A 16,991-nucleotide genomic window follows, 5' to 3' on the forward strand; every position below is an offset into this window, starting at 1 on the left:
CACACGCTTTTACGAATAGCCCATTTTCATCGGTGCAGGTCCCAGGGCATGACGGCCGCGCAGCATACCGTGGACGGGCGCAACACTCATCCAACCCGCGCGCCGCCATCACCGCGGACGACAGCCGAATGGGACTATCCTTACCGCCTGCCGACTGCCTTGCCGATGTCCCGCGTGTCCCGGCCTGCACTAGGCTTCCTACGGACCTGTGGAGAACACCATGATCGATTTCAATCAGCTCGACGACCTCGCCCGCCGCCTCAGCGACCTGGTGCCGCCGGGCCTGCGCCAATCGCGCGAAGAACTGCAGAGCACGTTCAAGGGGGCGCTGCAGGCCGGGCTGGGCAAGCTGGACCTGGTCACCCGGGAAGAGTTCGATGTGCAGCGCGCGGTCTTGCTACGCACCCGCGAAAAACTCGACGCGCTGGAGCAGACCGTCGCCGCACTGGAAGCACGCGCACCCGGCGCGCCGCCTGCCGCACCACCCACCATCCCCTGAGCGAAGGCCACCACCATGAGTCTGGCGCTGGTGCACAGCCGTGCCCGCGTGGGGGTGCATGCGCCTGAGGTTCGGGTGGAAGTGCATCTCTCCGGCGGGCTTCCCTCTACCCAGATCGTGGGCCTGCCCGAAGCGGCAGTGCGCGAATCGCGCGAGCGCGTGCGCGCTGCCCTGCTGTGCGCACAGTTCGAATTCCCCGCCCGGCGCATCACCATCAACCTGGCACCGGCTGATCTACCGAAAGAAGGCGGCCGGTTCGATCTGCCGATCGCCCTCGGCATCCTGGCTGCCAGCGGGCAGATCGACCGCCAGGCCCTGGCCGATTACGAATTCCTCGGCGAGCTTGCGCTTACCGGCGAGCTGCGCGGTGTCGACGGCGTGCTGCCCGCGGCGCTGGCGGCCGCGCAGGCCGGGCGACGGCTGATCGTCCCGCTCGCCAACGGTGCCGAAGCCGCCATCGCCGGGCACGTCGAAGCCTTCACCGCGCGCACCCTGCTGGACGTCTGCGCCACGCTCAACGGCAGCCAGAAAGCGCCCGCCGCCGAGCTGGCAGTGCAGGCGCTCGGCGCACGCGCCCTGCCCGATATGGCCGACGTGCGCGGGCAACCGCACGCACGTCGCGCGCTGGAAATCGCCGCTGCCGGTGGGCACCATCTGTTGCTGGTCGGCAGCCCTGGTTGCGGCAAGACGCTGCTGGCCTCGCGCCTGCCTGGTCTATTGCCCGAAGCCAGCGAAGCAGAAGCACTGGAAACCGCTGCGATCAGCTCGATCAGCGGCCGTGGGATGGATCTGGCCCGCTGGCGGCAACGGCCGTACCGCGCCCCGCATCACACCGCCAGCGCCGTGGCCCTGGTCGGCGGCGGCACGCATCCGCGCCCCGGCGAGATCTCGCTGTCTCACAACGGCGTGCTGTTCCTGGACGAATTGCCCGAGTGGCAACGGCAAACCCTGGAAGTGTTGCGCGAGCCCTTGGAGTCGGGCGTGGTCACGATCGCGCGCGCGGCGCGCAGCGTGGATTTTCCGGCGCGCTTTCAATTGGTCGCCGCCATGAATCCCTGCCCGTGCGGCTGGGCAGGCGATGGCAGCGGGCGCTGCCGCTGCAGCAGCGACAGCATCCGCCGCTACCGCAGCCGCATCTCCGGCCCATTGCTGGACCGTATCGATCTGCATGTCGAAGTGCCACGCCTCCCTCCGCAGGCGCTGCGCAGCGGCAACCCCGGTGAAGACAGCGCCAGCGTACGTGCCCGCGTGGTCGCCGCGCGACAACGACAGCTTGCACGCGGCGCGCTGCCCAACGCGCAACTGGACCAGGCCGACACCGACCGCCATTGCCGTCTGCAACACGACGATCAGGTGCTGCTGGAGCGCGCCATCGAACACCTGCAGCTGTCCGCGCGCTCGATGCATCGCATCCTGCGCGTTGCGCGCACCATCGCCGATCTCGACGACAGCGCGGACATCGCCACACGCCATCTCACCGAAGCGATCGGCTACCGCAAACTGGATCGTGCGCTTGGCGCCGCCAGCGCGGCGTAGCGCGCTCGGCCAGTCAACCGGGGCGCGATCCGCAAGCCATGCGCGGGCGTGCCACCCCGGTACTGCAGAGCGCCCGCCCTGTCAGGACGTTATGTCGGTGCCGGTGCCGGTGCCGGTGCCGGTGCCGGTGCGCAACATCATTCGCCGCCGCGGTGTTCATCGCATGCAGCCACTTGATCGGTCACGCGGCATCGGCGCACAAGCGGCATCGTGCCAACGCCAATACGCACCGAGCCGATGCTCTCACGCACGCCCGTCCTTGCTGCACGGCCGCTCGCGCCGCATCCCAACATGCATTTCATGGCTCGACACGTACAACAGGCGCCACTCCATTGTGCAGAGGCCTGTATGAGCCACCATCCCGAACTCGCCACTGTCCCTTCGCTGGATCTGAATCGCTACCTGGGCACGTGGTACGAAATCGCCCGCCTGCCGACCCGCTTCGAGGATGCGGACTGCACCGATGTGTCGGCGCACTACACCCTGGAAGACGACGGCAGCGTGCGCGTCCAAAATCGCTGTTTTACCGCGGAAGGCGAACTGGAAGAAGCGATCGGCCAGGCGCGCGCCATCGACGACACGCACAGCCGGCTGGAAGTGACCTTCTTACCCGAGGGTCTGCGCTGGATCCCTTTTACCAAGGGCGACTACTGGGTGATGCGCATCGATGCCGATTACACCGCCGCACTGGTCGGCAGCCCGGATCGCAAGTACCTCTGGCTACTGGCACGGTTGCCGCAGCTGGACGAAAACATCGCCCAGGCCTATCTGGCGCATGCGCGCGAACAAGGCTTCGACCTGGCGCCGCTGATCCACACCCCGCACACCGGGCGGCTGACCGAGCAACCGCTTCCGTAGGCGATTCCGGCGCGTTGTTGCGTCGTCAGGCCGGCGACCACAGCGCCGCGGCGCCTCACTACAACGTTAGCGGCGTCGATGCACCGACCAAGGGACGACAGGCATCCAATGCTCGCAACGACCACACAGACGAGGCTCGCCCACCCACGCCATCGCCATGCCTAACGGCATGGCGATCCGGCGCCCTGGCCTTGGCCGTTCCATCGCGCAGGCCAGCGCTCCCGTCCCCTTTAATCGTCGAGCGTGCCGAGATCCTTGGCAGCGGCCTGTGCGCCTTCCAGGCTGTCGAACGCCACGCCGGTGTCGCCGACCACGTACTTGGTCAGCTCGCCGTCGCGTGTTGTTTCCTGCATCTTGAAGATCGGCACCGCATCGGTGCCGCCGACGCGTTCTTTCTGCGTTGTCATGGGTGATTCCTCCAGTAAAGGCGCCTTGCGTGGGACCGGTGTCCCGTCGCTCCCAGGCGGGAGCGCAGACGACTCGACCCTAGCGCGGCATTGCGTGCAGTCGCGTGAATCCGCAGGCGGCCCCGACTGCCAGGATGCGATGCAGGACGATCGGAAAAAATCACAGCCGCTTCGCTCCGCAAACGCGCGCAATGCACGCGTGTGTCGTACATTCGCGACGTGCAGCCTCATCAGTCCATGCCGTATGTCACCAATCGCTACGTGCGCCACGTTCGCGCGCACTGCGGTTGGCGTGCACCTTCCATCTGCCAAAGCCTGCGTAGGCGGCATTGCTGCAGGGGCCACGCGTGAACCGGCAGCACAGCCGTCGCGGGTGGTGAGGTGAAGCGCCAACGCATCATCAGTGTCACCGTGCTGCTGGTGTTGCTGAGCGCAGCGCTGCCGATCGGCCTGTCCTACTACCTGGCCTGGCGGCTGGCGTTGGTGCGCGAAGAGGGCAGGCTGAGCCAGCTGGCGGCGCTGTCGATCCGTCGCACTGAAACCGCCTTCGACGAGGCGCATGGCATATTGTTGAGCATGGCCGCCTCGCGGTTGCCACCGTGCTCGCCTACGCACCTGGCGCAGATGCGCGCCTTGGTGCTGACCAGCCACTACATCGTCGAGCTGGGGCGATTTCAACAAGGTCGTCTCAGCTGTACGTCATGGGGCCAACTGCGCAACACCATTCCGCAGCGCACGGCCGATTTCGTGGTCAAGCGCGGCATCGCGGTGACCACGCGGCTGCTGCCATTGGCCAATCCGCAGCGTCCGCTAATGGCGTTGCAACTGGGCGACTACAACGTCCTGATCAACCCCGACACGCTGGCCGACATCAATATTCCGCCTGGCCTGCAACTGGCGATCGGCACGCCGGACGGACAGATTCTCAGCAGCACCGGCACCGCCGCCGAACACTTGCTGATCGACCCCACGGCCAAGCGCGAGCCAGGCGATCTCATGCTGTCGCAAGTGCTGTTCGGGCGCGACCGTCGTGGCGACTGGGCCGCGGTGGTCACCGAGCCGGCGGCCTATCTGCGCGGGCCACTGGCGGCGGCACGGTGGCAGTTGGTGCCGGTTGGCATCGCCACGGCGCTGCTGCTGGTCGGTGCAGTGCTGTGGGTCTCGCGGCGGCGCCTGTCGCCACTGGCGCGGCTGGGAATCGCCGTGCAGCGCGGCGAGTTCATCGTGCACTACCAACCGATCATTGCGCTCGATAGCGGTGCCTGTGTCGGTGCCGAAGCGCTGGTGCGCTGGCAGCAGCCCGACGGCATGCTGGTGCCGCCGGACGCCTTCATCCCGCTGGCCGAACAAAGCGGCCTGATCCTGCCGATCACCGATCTGGTAGTGGCCGAAGTCATCCGCGAACTCGGCCCCACCCTGGCCGCCGATCCAGCGCTGCACGTGGCCATCAATGTCTCCGCCGACGACATCAAGAGCGGCCGCGTGCAGGGCGTGCTGGCGCAGGCGTTGCGCGGCACCGGGGTGGACAGCGGCCAGCTGTGGGTGGAGGCGACCGAACGCAGCCTGATGGACATCGATGCGGCACGCACCACCATCACCCATCTGCGCGGTGCCGGCCACACGGTGTCCATCGACGATTTCGGCACCGGCTATTCGAGCCTGCAGTATCTGCAGGGCTTGCCGCTGGACGCGTTGAAGATCGACAAATCGTTCGTGGACACCATCGGCACCCACTCGGCCACCAGCGCCGTGACCGCGCACATCATCGAGATGGCCAAGACGCTACGGCTGCGCACCATCGCCGAAGGGGTCGAGCGGCAGGAACAGCTCGATTATCTGCGCGCCCATGGCGTGGATCTGGCGCAGGGCTGGCTGTTCTCGCGCGCGTTGCCGGCCACGGGTTTCATCGCCTATCACGCACAGGCGCGCAGCGCGACGCAGTGAACCCGGCAACAAAAAAGGCCGCCATTGGCGGCCTTTCGATGTCGATCACGCGTCGTGCGATCCGATTACGCGCTCTGCAATGCACCGCTGCCCTGCCGCACCGGCTTGGGCCGGCTCGGAAAGGCATGGCGCACGATCCGCCACATCACCTGGCCGAACTGGCGCGGCAGCGAGCCGGTGTTGTAGTGCTGGCCGTAGCGCGCACAGATCTGCTTCACTTCGACGGCGATCTGCGCATAGCGATTGGCCGGCAGGTCCGGATAGAAGTGATGCTCGATCTGGTGGCTCAGGTTACCCGACAGCACGTTCATCAGCTTGCCGCCGGTGAGGTTGGACGAACCACGCAGCTGACGCAGGTACCAGTGGCCACGCGATTCGTTGCGGATGGATTCCGTCGGGAACACTTCTGCATCGGCGGTGAAGTGGCCGCAGAAGATGATCACGAACGTCCAGATGCTGCGCAGCACGTTGGCGGCCAGATTGCCCAGCAGCACGGTCAGGAAGAACGGGCCGGCCAGCAGCGGAAACACGATGTAGTCCTTGAGCATCTGGCGACCCATCTTGCGACCGACCGGCAGGAACGAGGCGCGCAATTCGGCCGCCTTCATCTTGCCGGCGAACCAACGGCCCAGGCGCAGGTCCTGGATCGCCACGCCCCATTCGAACAGCAGCGCAAACACCACCGCGATGAACGGCTGCAGCAGGTAGAACGGGCGCCAGCGCTGCTCGGGGAAGATCCGCAGCAGGCCGTAGCCGATGTCATCGTCCATGCCGCGCACGTTGGTGTAGGTGTGGTGCTTGAAGTTATGCGTCTTGCGCCAGTTGTCGCCGGTGGCAACGATGTCCCACTCGTAGGTGTTGCCGTTGAGCTGCGGGTCGCCCATCCAGTCGTACTGACCGTGCATGACGTTATGGCCCAGCTCCATGTTCTCCAGGATCTTGGACAACGCCAGCAGCAGCACGCCGGCGATCCAGGCCGGGATCAGCACGCTGTGCACGAATGCGCCCAGGAACAGCAGCGCACGACCGGCCACGCCGGTCCAGCGCACGGCGGCCACGATACGGCGGATGTAGCGCGCATCGGCGGCGCCCACCTGGCTCAGCACGCGCGCGCGGATGGCATCGAGTTCGTCGCCGAACGACTGCAGTTCGGCAGCGGACAAGGCATGGTTATGGACTCGGCTCATGAAGATTCCTTACAGATCCAGGATCAGGTCAGTGCTCGGCGCACTGATGCACAGGCGCACCTGTGCGGTGGGTTCGTTGCTGCGTTCACCGGTCAACAGATGCCGGGTGGTGCCGGATTGGCGCGGGCAGGCGCAGGTATTGCAGATGCCCATGCGGCAGCCGTGTCTGGGCCGCAGGCCCTGCGCTTCCAGCCCTTCCAGCAGCGACTGGCCGCGCGGCAGGGTCAGGGTACGGCCGCTGCGTGACAGTTGGACCTGCACCTGCCCGGTCTCGGCCTCGTCCAGTGCCGGCACGCTGAAGGCTTCGGCCTGAAATGCAGCCACGCGTCCCTGCAGCCGTTCGCGCGCAGCCTGCACAAAACCGCCCGGACCGCAGGCCATCACATGGCGCTGGTCCAGCGCGGCAATCTGGTCCAACGAAAAAGTGTCCACGCGTTCTGCAGGGGTCTCGCCTTCGCGGGTGGTCAGCAGCTGCACACGCAGGCGCGGATGCGCCGCAGCCAGCGCGGCGAATTCGTCGACAAAGCAGGCTTCGTCGCGCTGGCGCACCCAATACAGCAGGTCCACGTCCATCGGCATGCCGGCTTGCGCGGCGGCCTGCAGCAACGCACGCATCGGCGTGATGCCGGAGCCGGCGGCCAGCAGCAGGAGCGGGGTAGGCGTGGTCGGCAATAGCATGTCGCCGAAGGCCGGGGCTAGCGATACCACCGTGCCCAAGGCCGCATCGCGCGCCAGGAAGCAGCTCACCAGCCCACCCTCGATCGCCTTGACGGTAATCGCCAGCCGGCCGTCGGCCAGCACCGTGGGGCTGTAGCTACGCAACAGGCGGCGGCCGTCGATCTCCACGCCCAGACTCACATGCTGGCCGGCCTGCAGGCCGCGCCAGTGACCGTTGGGCTGCAACACCAGGGTCACCGCGTCACGGCTGGCCGGGGTGCGCTGGACCAGCCGCGCCACCGGCTGTTCGAGTGTCCACAACGGGTTGAGCCGGGTCGCCCAAAAATCGAACAGCTGCGGCGACACCAGCCGGCGCGCCAGGCGTGCCGGCAGCGGGGACTTGGACGTACGAGGAGATGCCAGGTTCATGGGTCGCACTATACGCATGCATGCACAGCCGTGTATACACTTGTATATTACTGGAGGGGCTATGATTCAGGCCCACGCCCGGCTGCAGCCCCATGACCTCTATCGCCCTGCCTTCCCACGACGCGTCGCCGTCCCGCAAGCCGGCGATTTCACGGGAAGATCTCATCGCTGCAGCGCTGTCCTTGATTGGCCCGCACCGCAGCCTGTCCACGCTGAGCCTGCGCGAAGTGGCACGCGAGGCGGGTATCGCGCCGAACAGCTTCTATCGCCAGTTCCGCGACATGGACGAGCTCGCCGTGGCCTTGATCGACCTGGCCGGGCGTTCGCTGCGCACCATCATCGGCCAGGCGCGTCAGCGCGCGACCTCCACCGACCGCAGCGTCATCCGCGTCTCGGTCGAAGCCTTCATGGAACAGCTGCGCGCCGACGACAAGCTGCTGCACGTGCTGCTGCGCGAAGGCGCGGTGGGCTCGGACGCTTTCAAGCAGGCAGTGGAGCGCGAACTCACCTATTTCGAAGACGAGCTGCGCGTAGACCTGATTCGCCTGGCCGCGGCCGACAACGCCAAGCTGCACGCGCCCGCCCTGGTATCCAAGGCGATCACCCGGCTGGTGTTTGCGATGGGCGCGGTGGCAATGGATTCCCCGCCTGAAAAAGACCCCGAGCTGATCGAGCAGATCTCGCAGATGCTGCGCATGATCCTCACCGGCGCGCGCACCCTGGGCACGCACGCTGGCTGATTGCCTGCACTGACGTTGGCGCGCGCGCTGGCGTACGGGTGAAAGGGACCTCGCAGGCGGTCGGCGTCGTGCCAGACGACGGATCTTCAGCGACGTGGCGGGCACGGCATCGGCCTTGCGAGCCGACCTGATCCAACACGTCAGACCACGCGTCACTGGGCGCAATGCGGGCGCACACCACGCGCGATGAGGTGTCATCCCTTCTGCCATCGGCACATCGCCCTCTTTGCGAAGCGAAAAACCGGCCCGCAGCACCGACGCGCCACGCCTCGCCCAATGCTCCGCATGCGGCACCTTGGCCAAGCAGCTGACTGCCCCATTCTCTCGAAGCGATGGAAGCGCTGCAGGCGAAGGCTTACGTGGCCTACAAAGCCCGCAGGGCAGCACGCAGCGTGAGCGCGTCCAGTGTGTAGCGTGGGCATGGGTCACGCGCCGCACCGGCCAACAGCACGTCGCCTGAATTGCGTGACGATTGCTCGCCGCGCGCAGGGTTGGCTCGCCTGATCCTGACTTTCGAAATCGTGTAATCGCCTGCGTCGACCATCCCACGCAATGGGTATGGCCTGCTACCGCTACGCGTTTTGATTCTGTTTCCGACCTTCGAATCGGACCACCAGACAGATAATCCGAAAAATAATTGCATAAAGTGCTTGCGTCACTAAAAAGACACGGGTAATGTTCGCGCCCTCGGCAGCCGCGCCTGCACTTTCACCCAATCGACCTCATGTTCGTGCTCAACTCCGCTACATTCAATCGACTGCCCAGCGCGCACCGCGCGGCATCGTTTGTGCGCACGAAGAAAGCAGACGTGCGCATCACCTTCTTCGACTGATGTCCTGACAAGGAGATCGGTCACCCGATCTCCGAGGCAAGCGAACGCCCTCGGATGCTGCATCCGGGGGCGTTTTCGTTATGCGTTCGCACCGATTCTTGCGGATGACCTTCCGGGCACCAGGGCACTGATCGCCCGACAGCACGGACGTTGCATGCGAGCACGGCGCGAAAGCGCCGGGCACGGGTGGGGCGTGGTCATGCGCATACAAGAATTAGCGTCCGAATAAGACGGTAATCGGAAACATGGCGGAAGATATTCAGCGGCCTGGAGTTTATTCCAGCTGGTGCGCGCGGCGATGCCGTGGCGTATACCGAACTCTTTCTCATGTTTCTCGTTACGGGTATCGGCTCCTGGTGGAGCGGCGGCGAAGGCCGAAGGCCTGGTTCAATTCCAGAATACCCACATTGGATAGCTCAATTGGTAGAGCAGCAGATTTGTAATCTGTTAGTCGCGGGTTCGAATCCCGCTCCATGCATGACCTCCCGGTCATTCCACGGGACGCAAGTCCCTTACGGAAACGCCCATGCCGCAGGCAAACAGGCACCCATCGCCTAACCACCTGTAGCAGCGGCGGCCTTGCCGGGCCCTTGCCCTGAACGCGCGTGCTCCGCCGTTCGCGACCGCGACGCAGCACATCGCACCGCGGCAGTCACGCACTTGCAGGCGCCAACAGCGCATTGCGCCCCGCACGGCCGCCGTCACCGGCGTTTCCACCTTTCAACGCCGCGTTGCATCGGCACACGTTCCGCCAGCAGTCCGATCCGGGCGGCGGGACGGCTGTCGCCCCGGATCGGGCCACCAGAGCCAAACCTAAGGAGAAGTGCCATGTTCTGGACCAAGCGGGTCGTGATCGGTGACGGCGAGCGCGGCCTGGTGTATCGAAACCGTCGGTTCGAGCGCGTGCTCGTCCCCGGCGTCTACCGCCTGTTCGACCCGTTGGGTCGCAGCGAGGTCATTGTCCACGCCATCACGCAAGGCGCCTACGTGGGCCGCGATGCAGAGATGCTGATCGACACGCTCGGCAGCACCCTGCCGCAACACTTCGTGCCGGCCGACATCGGCACCGCGCAGGTCGGCTTGCTGATCCGCAACTGCAAGCTCGACGACGTGCTGCCGCCGGGCACGCGCACGCTGTACTGGCGTGGGCCGGCGGCAATCGAGGTGCAGACCCTGCCATTGGGCGATGGGCTGCAGGTGCCCACCGATGTGCAACGCTGGCTGCGTCAGCTCGGCACGCTGTCGCGCGTGGCGGTCTGCATGGACGTGCCGGCCGAGTCGCAGGGGCTGGTGTTCGTCGACGGCAAGCTGGTTGCACCGTTCGGGCCGGGGGCGTATGCGTTCTGGAATTTCCAGAAGAACATCGCCACCGACGTGATCGATCTGCGCGTGCAGTCGGTCGAAGTGTCCGGGCAGGAGCTGTTGACGCGCGACAAGGTGTCGTTGCGGGTCAACCTGGCCGCCAGCATGCGCGTCACCGATCCGGTGGCGATGCGCACGCGCGTGGCCAAGGCCGGCGATTACCTGTATCGCGAGTTGCAGTACGGCTTGCGGCGCGCGGTCTCGGCCAAGACGCTGGACGAGTTATTGGGCGACAAGGCCTGCCTGGATGCAGACATCTTCGGGTATGTGCGGGGCAGCGTGAGCGGCTTCGGCATCGAGGTGCTGGGCGTCGGCGTCAAGGACGTGATCCTGCCGGGCGAGATGCGCGAGATCCTCAACGCGGTCGTGCAGGCGGAGAAGCAGGCGCAAGCCAACGTCATCCGTCGGCGCGAAGAGGCCAATGCCACGCGCTCGTTGCTCAACACCGCCAAGTTGATCGAGGACAGCCCGGTGCTGATGCGTTTGAAGGAACTGGAGGCGCTGGAAAAGGTCACCGAAAAGATCGACAAGCTCACCGTGTTCGGCGGCCTGGATGGCGTGCTGAAGCAATTGGTGACGATCAGGCAATGAGGTAGCGCGTGGCGGAAGGATCTGCCACGCACTGCCGCAAGGGAATGACAACAATGAGTACATCGCAACACTTTGAATTTCTGCACGCCGAAGGCAGCACCACCCCGATCAAGGGCTGGGTGCGCGGCGTGCCCTTGGAAGAACAGGCACATGCGCAGCTGCGCAATATCGCGGCGGTACCGTTTGTCGGTCCGTGGGTCGCGGTGATGCCAGACGTGCATCTGGGCAAGGGCGCAACCGTGGGCTCGGTGATTCCGACCCGTGGCGCCATCATCCCGGCGGCGGTCGGCGTGGATATCGGCTGCGGCATGGCTGCAGTGCGCACCACACTGCGCGCCAACGACCTGCCCGACAATCTGGCGCAGTTGCGCGCCAGCATCGAGCGCAGCGTACCGGTGGGCAACGGCCGTGGCGGCGAGCATCGCAAGCTGCCGGACAGCATTGAGACCCGCATTGCGCAGTCCGGGCTGGTGCAGCGCCTGGATGCGATCAAGCAGCAGCACAAGCGCATCCGTACCGACAAGCTGGACTGCCAGATCGGCACGCTGGGCGGCGGCAACCATTTCATCGAGATCTGCCTGGACGAAACCGATGCGGTTTGGGTGATGCTGCACAGCGGTTCGCGCGGCACCGGCAACCTGATCGGCACGTACTTCATCGAGCGCGCGCGTGAGCAACTGGCGCATCGCGTGCTGGGTTTCCATCTGCCCGACAAGGACCTGGCCTTCTTCATGCAGGGCGAGCCATTGTTCGACGAGTACGTCGAAGCGGTGTCGTGGGCGCAGGATTACGCCCGCGAGAATCGCGAGGCAATGATGGCGCGCGTGCTGGCCGAGATGCGTCACCGCTTGCCGAAGTTCCAGCTGGAAAAGCTCGCAGTCAATTGCCACCACAACTACGTGCAGAAGGAGACGCACGCTGGCGAGGAACTGTTGATCACCCGCAAGGGCGCAGTGAGCGCTCGTGCCGGCGAGTTGGGCATCATTCCGGGCAGCATGGGCACGCGCAGCTACATTGTGCGCGGGTTGGGCAACGCCGATAGTTTCCACAGCTGCAGCCATGGCGCAGGGCGTGTGATGAGCAGGACCGCTGCACGCGCGCAGATCACCCTGGCACAGCATCGTCAGGCCACCGCACATGTGGAATGCCGCAAGGACGCGGCAGTGATCGATGAGTCGCCTGCGGCGTACAAGTCCATCGATGCGGTGATGGCCGCGCAGCAGGATCTGGTCGAGGTGCTGCACACCTTGCGCCAGGTGGTGTGCATCAAGGGATAGATGTCCATCGTGGAATGGAAGAGGGCCGCAGTAGCGGCCCTTTTTTGTTGCAGACCGCTGCGGGCGCGGTTGAGCAACCTCATCCGCACTGCATCGCATAGTTCAGTCATGTCGCGATGGCGCTCACATCAAAGCACGCGCGTTTCACTCTTTCGACGCCATCGTGGCGCCTCATTCGCGGTCTGATCTACAGGGCGCATCCATCAGATAACCGGAGGCGGTATGAGCAATCTCGACAAGCAGGAACGCAAGGAAGAAGCAAGGGAATTGAACCGCGACCCCATCTCCGGTGCGCCCGGTTCGCATCCGGTCGGCGTCGGTGTGGGCGGCATCGCCGGCGGTGCAGCGGCAGGCGCGCTCGCAGGCACGGTGTTCGGGCCGCTCGGCACCTTGATCGGTGCAGCGGCCGGCGTGGTTGCTGGCGCTGCGGCTGGCAAAGGCGTGGCCGAACGGCTCGACCCCACTGTGGAGACCGAATACTGGCGCCAGGAACACCGCAACCGCCCTTACTACAAGGAAGGCACCGACTACGATCGCGACTACGCAACCGTCTACGGATTCGGTCTGCAGGCACGTGAGACCCGCCCCACCAGCACGTGGGAAGAAACCGAAGCCACGTTGGCCGGCGAATGGCCGCGTAACCGCGGGCAATCGCGCCTGGAATGGGACGAAGCCCGGCTTGCAGCACGCGATGCATGGGAGCGTGCGGACCGTACCCACACTGTCTATCGCGACAGCGATACGCACTACGCAGGCCGCTTCGACAGCGCCAGCTACCGCGATGCCGACTATTCCTATGACGACTATCGCCCGGCTTACCGCTATGGCATGCAGGCGCGCCAGCAGCACGCCGGCCGCCAGTGGGACGACCACCTGGAACGCGATCTAGGCGATGGCTGGGATCGCTTCAAGGCAAATTCACGCCTGAGCTGGGAAAAGGCCAAGCACGCGGTGCGCGAAGCGTTCGATTCGGAGCATCACGATGCCGCCGCGCGTCACCCAACCGACCCGCGCGTTTAAAGCGTGACCGCCGCGGCGCTGTAATAAACGCCGCGGCGAGCGCAACGCGTTGAACCAGGGCGGGCCCGTTGGGGCCCGTTTTTCGTGGTGGAGCGATGCAAGTTCCATTGCTCGCTCGGCGGCACTCAAGGCGCATCGGTGCGACGTGCATTCCAGGTTGAGCAACCCACACGACAGTCCACGCGCGCTCGGCATCAACAAGCCGATGAGGCGACGCATGCACGACCCCATCGACCTTGCACGCGCCACCTCGTCCCGGACAGCTAACCTGCGGTCTTCTCCACCGCACGGATGTCGCCACGAAATACCGGAGTGGCCTGTTCCAATGAGGTCGCAGCAGTGCCTTGCTGATCCTTGAGCAGCTGCTTGCGCGTGGCCACCACTTCCTTGGCCAATGCGATCCGGCGGCCCACGACCATTTCGGTCAGCCAGTCGATCAGTGCACGCGTGTATTGCTGCTGGTGTTCCTTGATGCTGAGCGCATGGTCCGCGCCCGCGATGACGCGCGATGTGAGCGAACGCGCCTGCACGAACGCTTGCGCATAGTTGTGCAGCACCGGCTGCGGCACGATCACATCGTGTTCGGCTTCGACCAACAGCACATCGCCCTTGTATTCGGCGCAGGCGGCCAGGGCGATGTTATCGGCTGGATGCAGGCGCTGCTGGCGGTACGCCATCAGGTCCGGGTCGGCGTTCAGGCTGACCTTGGGTTGGTCCCAGTGGGCGTCCTTGTAGAGCGCAGGCGATCGCAACGCCAGCCATTCCACCGGGCGCTCGCGCGTCAGCAATGCCGACAAATAGCCCCCGTAACTCAGGCCGACCACTGCGATCGACTGCGCATCCACGTGCGGCAGGCTCGCCAATTGATCGTACGCGGCCTTGATGTCGTCCAGGTTCTGCGCACGTGTCACGGTCTGGCGCATCGATGCATAACCCTCATGCCCACGCAGATCGAAGGTCATGCAGATGCAGCCCAGGCCTGCTGCCTCGCGCGCACGTACCAGGCTGTGGTGTTGGCTGCCGCCCCAGCCGTGCACGAACAACACTGCAGGCATGCCTGAGGGCGTGAGCAAGGTGCCACTGAGTGCGTCCTTGCCGACCGGAATGTCGATACTGGAAAGTTTGGCTTCCATTACGTCGCAGAGATCCTCCTGTATTTGTAACGCGGCCCAGGGCCGGGTTGGGTTGCGCGGTAGTAGACCTGCGCATCGGTCGGCGGCTCGCCCGCATAGATCTCGTGAGTGGACGCACTGACCCACTGCAATGCGGGATCTTGCTGAAAGGCGGCAATCGCAGCGAGTTCGGCCGGGGTTGCGCCCCCGATTCGCCAGGATTGTTCCAGTACGCCGCAGACCGGGACGTCGCCCGCATCCTGACCGCTGACCACATCGTAGTTGCGGCGGGAAATCTGCAGCTCAGGATAAGCCGCGGTGATGCCTCGATCGTAGCTGCACGCCTGTTCGACCACCCGCCGCTCGAGCGATGGCAAGGCGGTCGCCATCAATGCCTCTAACGACCCGCGGTAGACGCGCAACGACGAGCCGCCGTAGACATCGCTGCCGTCCGCATTGGACACGCTGCATTGCGTGCCGTAGTACGCAATCTGGACGCCAGCAAGACACAACTCGCCCACGCTGTGCGTCATTGGCTGCAAGATATTGCGCTCAAGCACGCCGCCATGCGTGCCTAGATAGGTGTCGGGCAGGCTGTCCAGCACCTGCGTCAGCTGCCATGCATCGGCAATGCGCCACTGGTCGTTGCCACCCACGCCGGTGGGTAGCTTCAGGCGCACGTCTCCGCCGCCAGACAGCGCCTCGAACGCATACAACGCATCGGGGCGAGAAAACGCGGTGTAGCCCGGCAGCGTGGCGGGAATCAGTGATATGGCTAGCGCCTGATCCCAGCCCGCCGTGCGTGCCGCATCGGCGCAAATCAGTGGGTGACCGATGACCTTGGTCGCCAAAAACGCATGCGGCACGATACCGCCGAGCAGGTCGCCGGCGCCGTGGATACCAAGTTCGCGTGCTTGTGCGGTGGTGAGCGTGTCATCGGGAACATGGAACGTTCCAGCTTCGACGACGCCATGGCCGGCGACGCCGGCATCGCGCACGCCCAGCAAACGCGCAATTTCGCGACACACCCAGGCATGTGTCGCCCGCTCATGGCCATGCTCGGGCACCCGGCGCGTGGCATGCCCAAGCACCTGCCGGTAGTGCATCTGTGACATGACCTCTCCCTGCGGCTTGATCGCGCTTCGTTGCTGGCCTCGGTCGCAGCTGAGGGACGTGTCGTGGAGCGGGCGTGCCGGAGCCTTACTTCAGTGCCAGATACAAGCCAAGCACAATCACGAACACCACGATCAAACTGATGGCGATACGCCCGCCGCGCAGCTCCAACAAAGCGTGCCACCACACGCGGGCTTCAGGTGTGCCGCTTGCATGATGCGGCTTACGGCTACTGGTCTCGCTGTCCTGCATCCTGGGTACTCTCGCTCCATTACGTCGCCGCTTACCTTAATGATCAGACGTTACATAAGTGTGGAGCGGTTCAGAATCTTCCGTGAAATGCGGCGCTGCAAAGGCGATTTTCGCCTGATCGGCGATCACGTGCGGGGTCGAAGGTGGTCGGGTGCCTTGCTGTCGTGACATCGGAACGCGTACGAGACCAGCGCGTTGCTTCGACAACGCGATTACAGACGCGTCGCGTGATGCGCGTTGACCACATGCGCGCGCCTGCATGCGTCGCGTGTAAATGCACTCAAACAATCTGACCAATTAAGCGTGCAAGCCGCCGAAGTGCTGCAATGGTCGGGTTCGATGATCAATCGTTGACATACCCGCAGTTACCCTGCAGGTCAAGTTTGTTTATACCGGAACACCCCAAGTCATGAGCAGAGATCCATCCGTCATCGATGTACAGGCCGAAATCGCGCATTGGCAGGCGCGGCATGCCCAGGGCAACCTCGGCGCAGGCAAGTTCAGCGAGTTGTCCCCGGTGGTGAAAATGGCCTGCGATATCTATCTGCAAGCCCCGCGTTCGAGCGACCAGGAACGTCTGCGCCTGTTCCGTGACCGCCTGGAGCACCACTTCATTTCATCCAGCACGCAGTCCAACTACGAACAGTTGGCAACCGATTGCTGGCAGCGCTTGGGCGCACGCAATAGTTGAGTCCGCAGTACCCAGCAAGACCTGTTTTTCATTGGAGATCGTCATGAAAACCCCGTATCAAGTGCAGCAGGAGCTGGAACGACTGGAGCGGTTGGTGCCGCACATCGTCAGCGACCAGGGCGACCGCGCGGAGGAAATCCTTGGCTTCCACGTCGCCAGTCTGTTGGGCAGCGCGCCGGTCAGCGAACACGCGTTGATTCGCGAACGCACCGCCCGCATGGCGCGTACCTGCCGCAGCGCACAGGATGCCGTCCACGCACCCAAGGCGCCTGCCAGGCCACTGGGCATGTCGCCCGTTGCCCAGCCGCAGTGGGCCTGACCGACCTCCCGGAGCCGCCTAGGGAAGGTCTGAACAACGAGACCTGACAGGGCGGAAGGTGGCGTCGTTCCGAAGAGTGGCTTTTGGAACTTCGGAATTTCGCCATTTCTGGCGCTTTCCGCGGGAATTTCCCGGTTCACAGACGCACGCTCCCCATCGCCGGCA

General features: G+C 64.9%; 15 protein-coding genes. 10 read left to right on the forward strand and 5 right to left on the reverse strand.

Features of this window, described 5'->3' with window-relative positions; translation table 11 throughout:
* Positions 1-220: 220 nt before the first annotated feature.
* The 3 genes from J7367_RS10850 to J7367_RS10860 all read left to right on the forward strand — a co-directional run bounded on the left by J7367_RS10850 (position 221) and on the right by J7367_RS10860 (position 2,893).
* Positions 221-499, forward strand: coding sequence for an accessory factor UbiK family protein (locus J7367_RS10850; protein WP_022560200.1), 279 nt, complete (start codon positions 221-223; stop codon positions 497-499).
* A 15-nt stretch (positions 500-514) separates the two neighbouring features.
* Positions 515-2,035, forward strand: a complete 1,521-nt coding sequence (locus tag J7367_RS10855) for a YifB family Mg chelatase-like AAA ATPase (RefSeq protein WP_057660435.1) — start codon at positions 515-517, stop codon at positions 2,033-2,035.
* Positions 2,036-2,383: 348 nt separating this feature from the next.
* The gene (locus J7367_RS10860) at positions 2,384-2,893 is read left to right on the forward strand and encodes a lipocalin family protein (RefSeq protein ID WP_015471471.1); all 510 of its coding nucleotides are present in this window, start codon (positions 2,384-2,386) and stop codon (positions 2,891-2,893) included.
* A gap of 230 nt (positions 2,894-3,123) precedes the next feature.
* Here J7367_RS10860 and J7367_RS10865 read toward each other — a convergent pair whose 3' ends face one another.
* Positions 3,124-3,300: a hypothetical protein gene (locus tag J7367_RS10865; protein ID WP_017158194.1), complete on the reverse strand. Its 177-nt coding sequence runs from the start codon at positions 3,298-3,300 to the stop codon at positions 3,124-3,126.
* Positions 3,301-3,681: 381 nt separating this feature from the next.
* Here J7367_RS10865 and J7367_RS10870 point away from each other — a divergent pair, with 381 nt between their 5' ends.
* On the forward strand, positions 3,682-5,244 hold the full coding sequence (locus J7367_RS10870) for an EAL domain-containing protein (protein ID WP_057660437.1): 1,563 nt from the start codon (positions 3,682-3,684) through the stop codon (positions 5,242-5,244).
* A 65-nt stretch (positions 5,245-5,309) separates the two neighbouring features.
* On the opposite strand, the gene J7367_RS10875 is transcribed toward J7367_RS10870, so the two are convergent.
* The gene (locus J7367_RS10875) at positions 5,310-6,431 is read right to left on the reverse strand and encodes an acyl-CoA desaturase (RefSeq protein ID WP_057660439.1); all 1,122 of its coding nucleotides are present in this window, start codon (positions 6,429-6,431) and stop codon (positions 5,310-5,312) included.
* Positions 6,432-6,440: 9 nt separating this feature from the next.
* Positions 6,441-7,517 (reverse strand): ferredoxin reductase, encoded by a 1,077-nt coding sequence (locus J7367_RS10880; protein ID WP_057660441.1) that lies wholly within the window; start codon positions 7,515-7,517, stop codon positions 6,441-6,443.
* A gap of 92 nt (positions 7,518-7,609) precedes the next feature.
* On the opposite strand from J7367_RS10880, the gene fabR reads away from it, so the two are divergent.
* The 4 genes from fabR (at position 7,610) to J7367_RS10900 (ending at position 13,339) form a co-directional block, all read left to right on the forward strand.
* Positions 7,610-8,257 carry an HTH-type transcriptional repressor FabR gene (gene fabR / locus J7367_RS10885; RefSeq protein WP_057660443.1) on the forward strand — a complete coding sequence of 216 codons (648 nt, stop codon included), beginning with the start codon at positions 7,610-7,612 and terminating at the stop codon, positions 8,255-8,257.
* A 1,660-nt stretch (positions 8,258-9,917) separates the two neighbouring features.
* Positions 9,918-11,042 (forward strand): slipin family protein, encoded by a 1,125-nt coding sequence (locus tag J7367_RS10890; protein WP_057660447.1) that lies wholly within the window; start codon positions 9,918-9,920, stop codon positions 11,040-11,042.
* A 53-nt stretch (positions 11,043-11,095) separates the two neighbouring features.
* Complete coding sequence (locus J7367_RS10895) at positions 11,096-12,319, forward strand: RtcB family protein (RefSeq protein ID WP_033481525.1); 1,224 nt, start codon at positions 11,096-11,098, stop codon at positions 12,317-12,319.
* Positions 12,320-12,541: 222 nt separating this feature from the next.
* Positions 12,542-13,339, forward strand: coding sequence for a hypothetical protein (locus J7367_RS10900; protein ID WP_057660450.1), 798 nt, complete (start codon positions 12,542-12,544; stop codon positions 13,337-13,339).
* Between the two features lie 263 nt (positions 13,340-13,602).
* Here J7367_RS10900 and J7367_RS10905 read toward each other — a convergent pair whose 3' ends face one another.
* Complete coding sequence (locus J7367_RS10905) at positions 13,603-14,472, reverse strand: alpha/beta fold hydrolase (RefSeq protein WP_057660452.1); 870 nt, start codon at positions 14,470-14,472, stop codon at positions 13,603-13,605.
* Positions 14,472-15,566, reverse strand: a complete 1,095-nt coding sequence (locus J7367_RS10910; RefSeq protein WP_057660455.1) for a DUF3182 family protein — start codon at positions 15,564-15,566, stop codon at positions 14,472-14,474. The genes J7367_RS10905 and J7367_RS10910 overlap by 1 nt, the downstream gene beginning before the upstream one ends.
* 659 nt (positions 15,567-16,225) lie before the next feature.
* Between J7367_RS10910 and J7367_RS10915 the strand changes: the two genes are divergently transcribed.
* Both J7367_RS10915 and J7367_RS10920 read left to right on the forward strand, forming a co-directional pair.
* Positions 16,226-16,507 carry a hypothetical protein gene (locus J7367_RS10915; RefSeq protein ID WP_003486531.1) on the forward strand — a complete coding sequence of 94 codons (282 nt, stop codon included), beginning with the start codon at positions 16,226-16,228 and terminating at the stop codon, positions 16,505-16,507.
* 43 nt (positions 16,508-16,550) lie between these two features.
* Entirely contained in the window at positions 16,551-16,826 is a 276-nt protein-coding gene (locus J7367_RS10920; RefSeq protein WP_057660457.1) for a hypothetical protein, read from the forward strand.
* The last annotated feature ends 165 nt before the right edge of the window (positions 16,827-16,991 follow it).

It is taken from the genome of Xanthomonas sp. D-36-1 (genome assembly GCF_017746155.1).
GTDB classification, from domain to species: Bacteria; Pseudomonadota; Gammaproteobacteria; order Xanthomonadales; family Xanthomonadaceae; genus Xanthomonas; species Xanthomonas cissicola.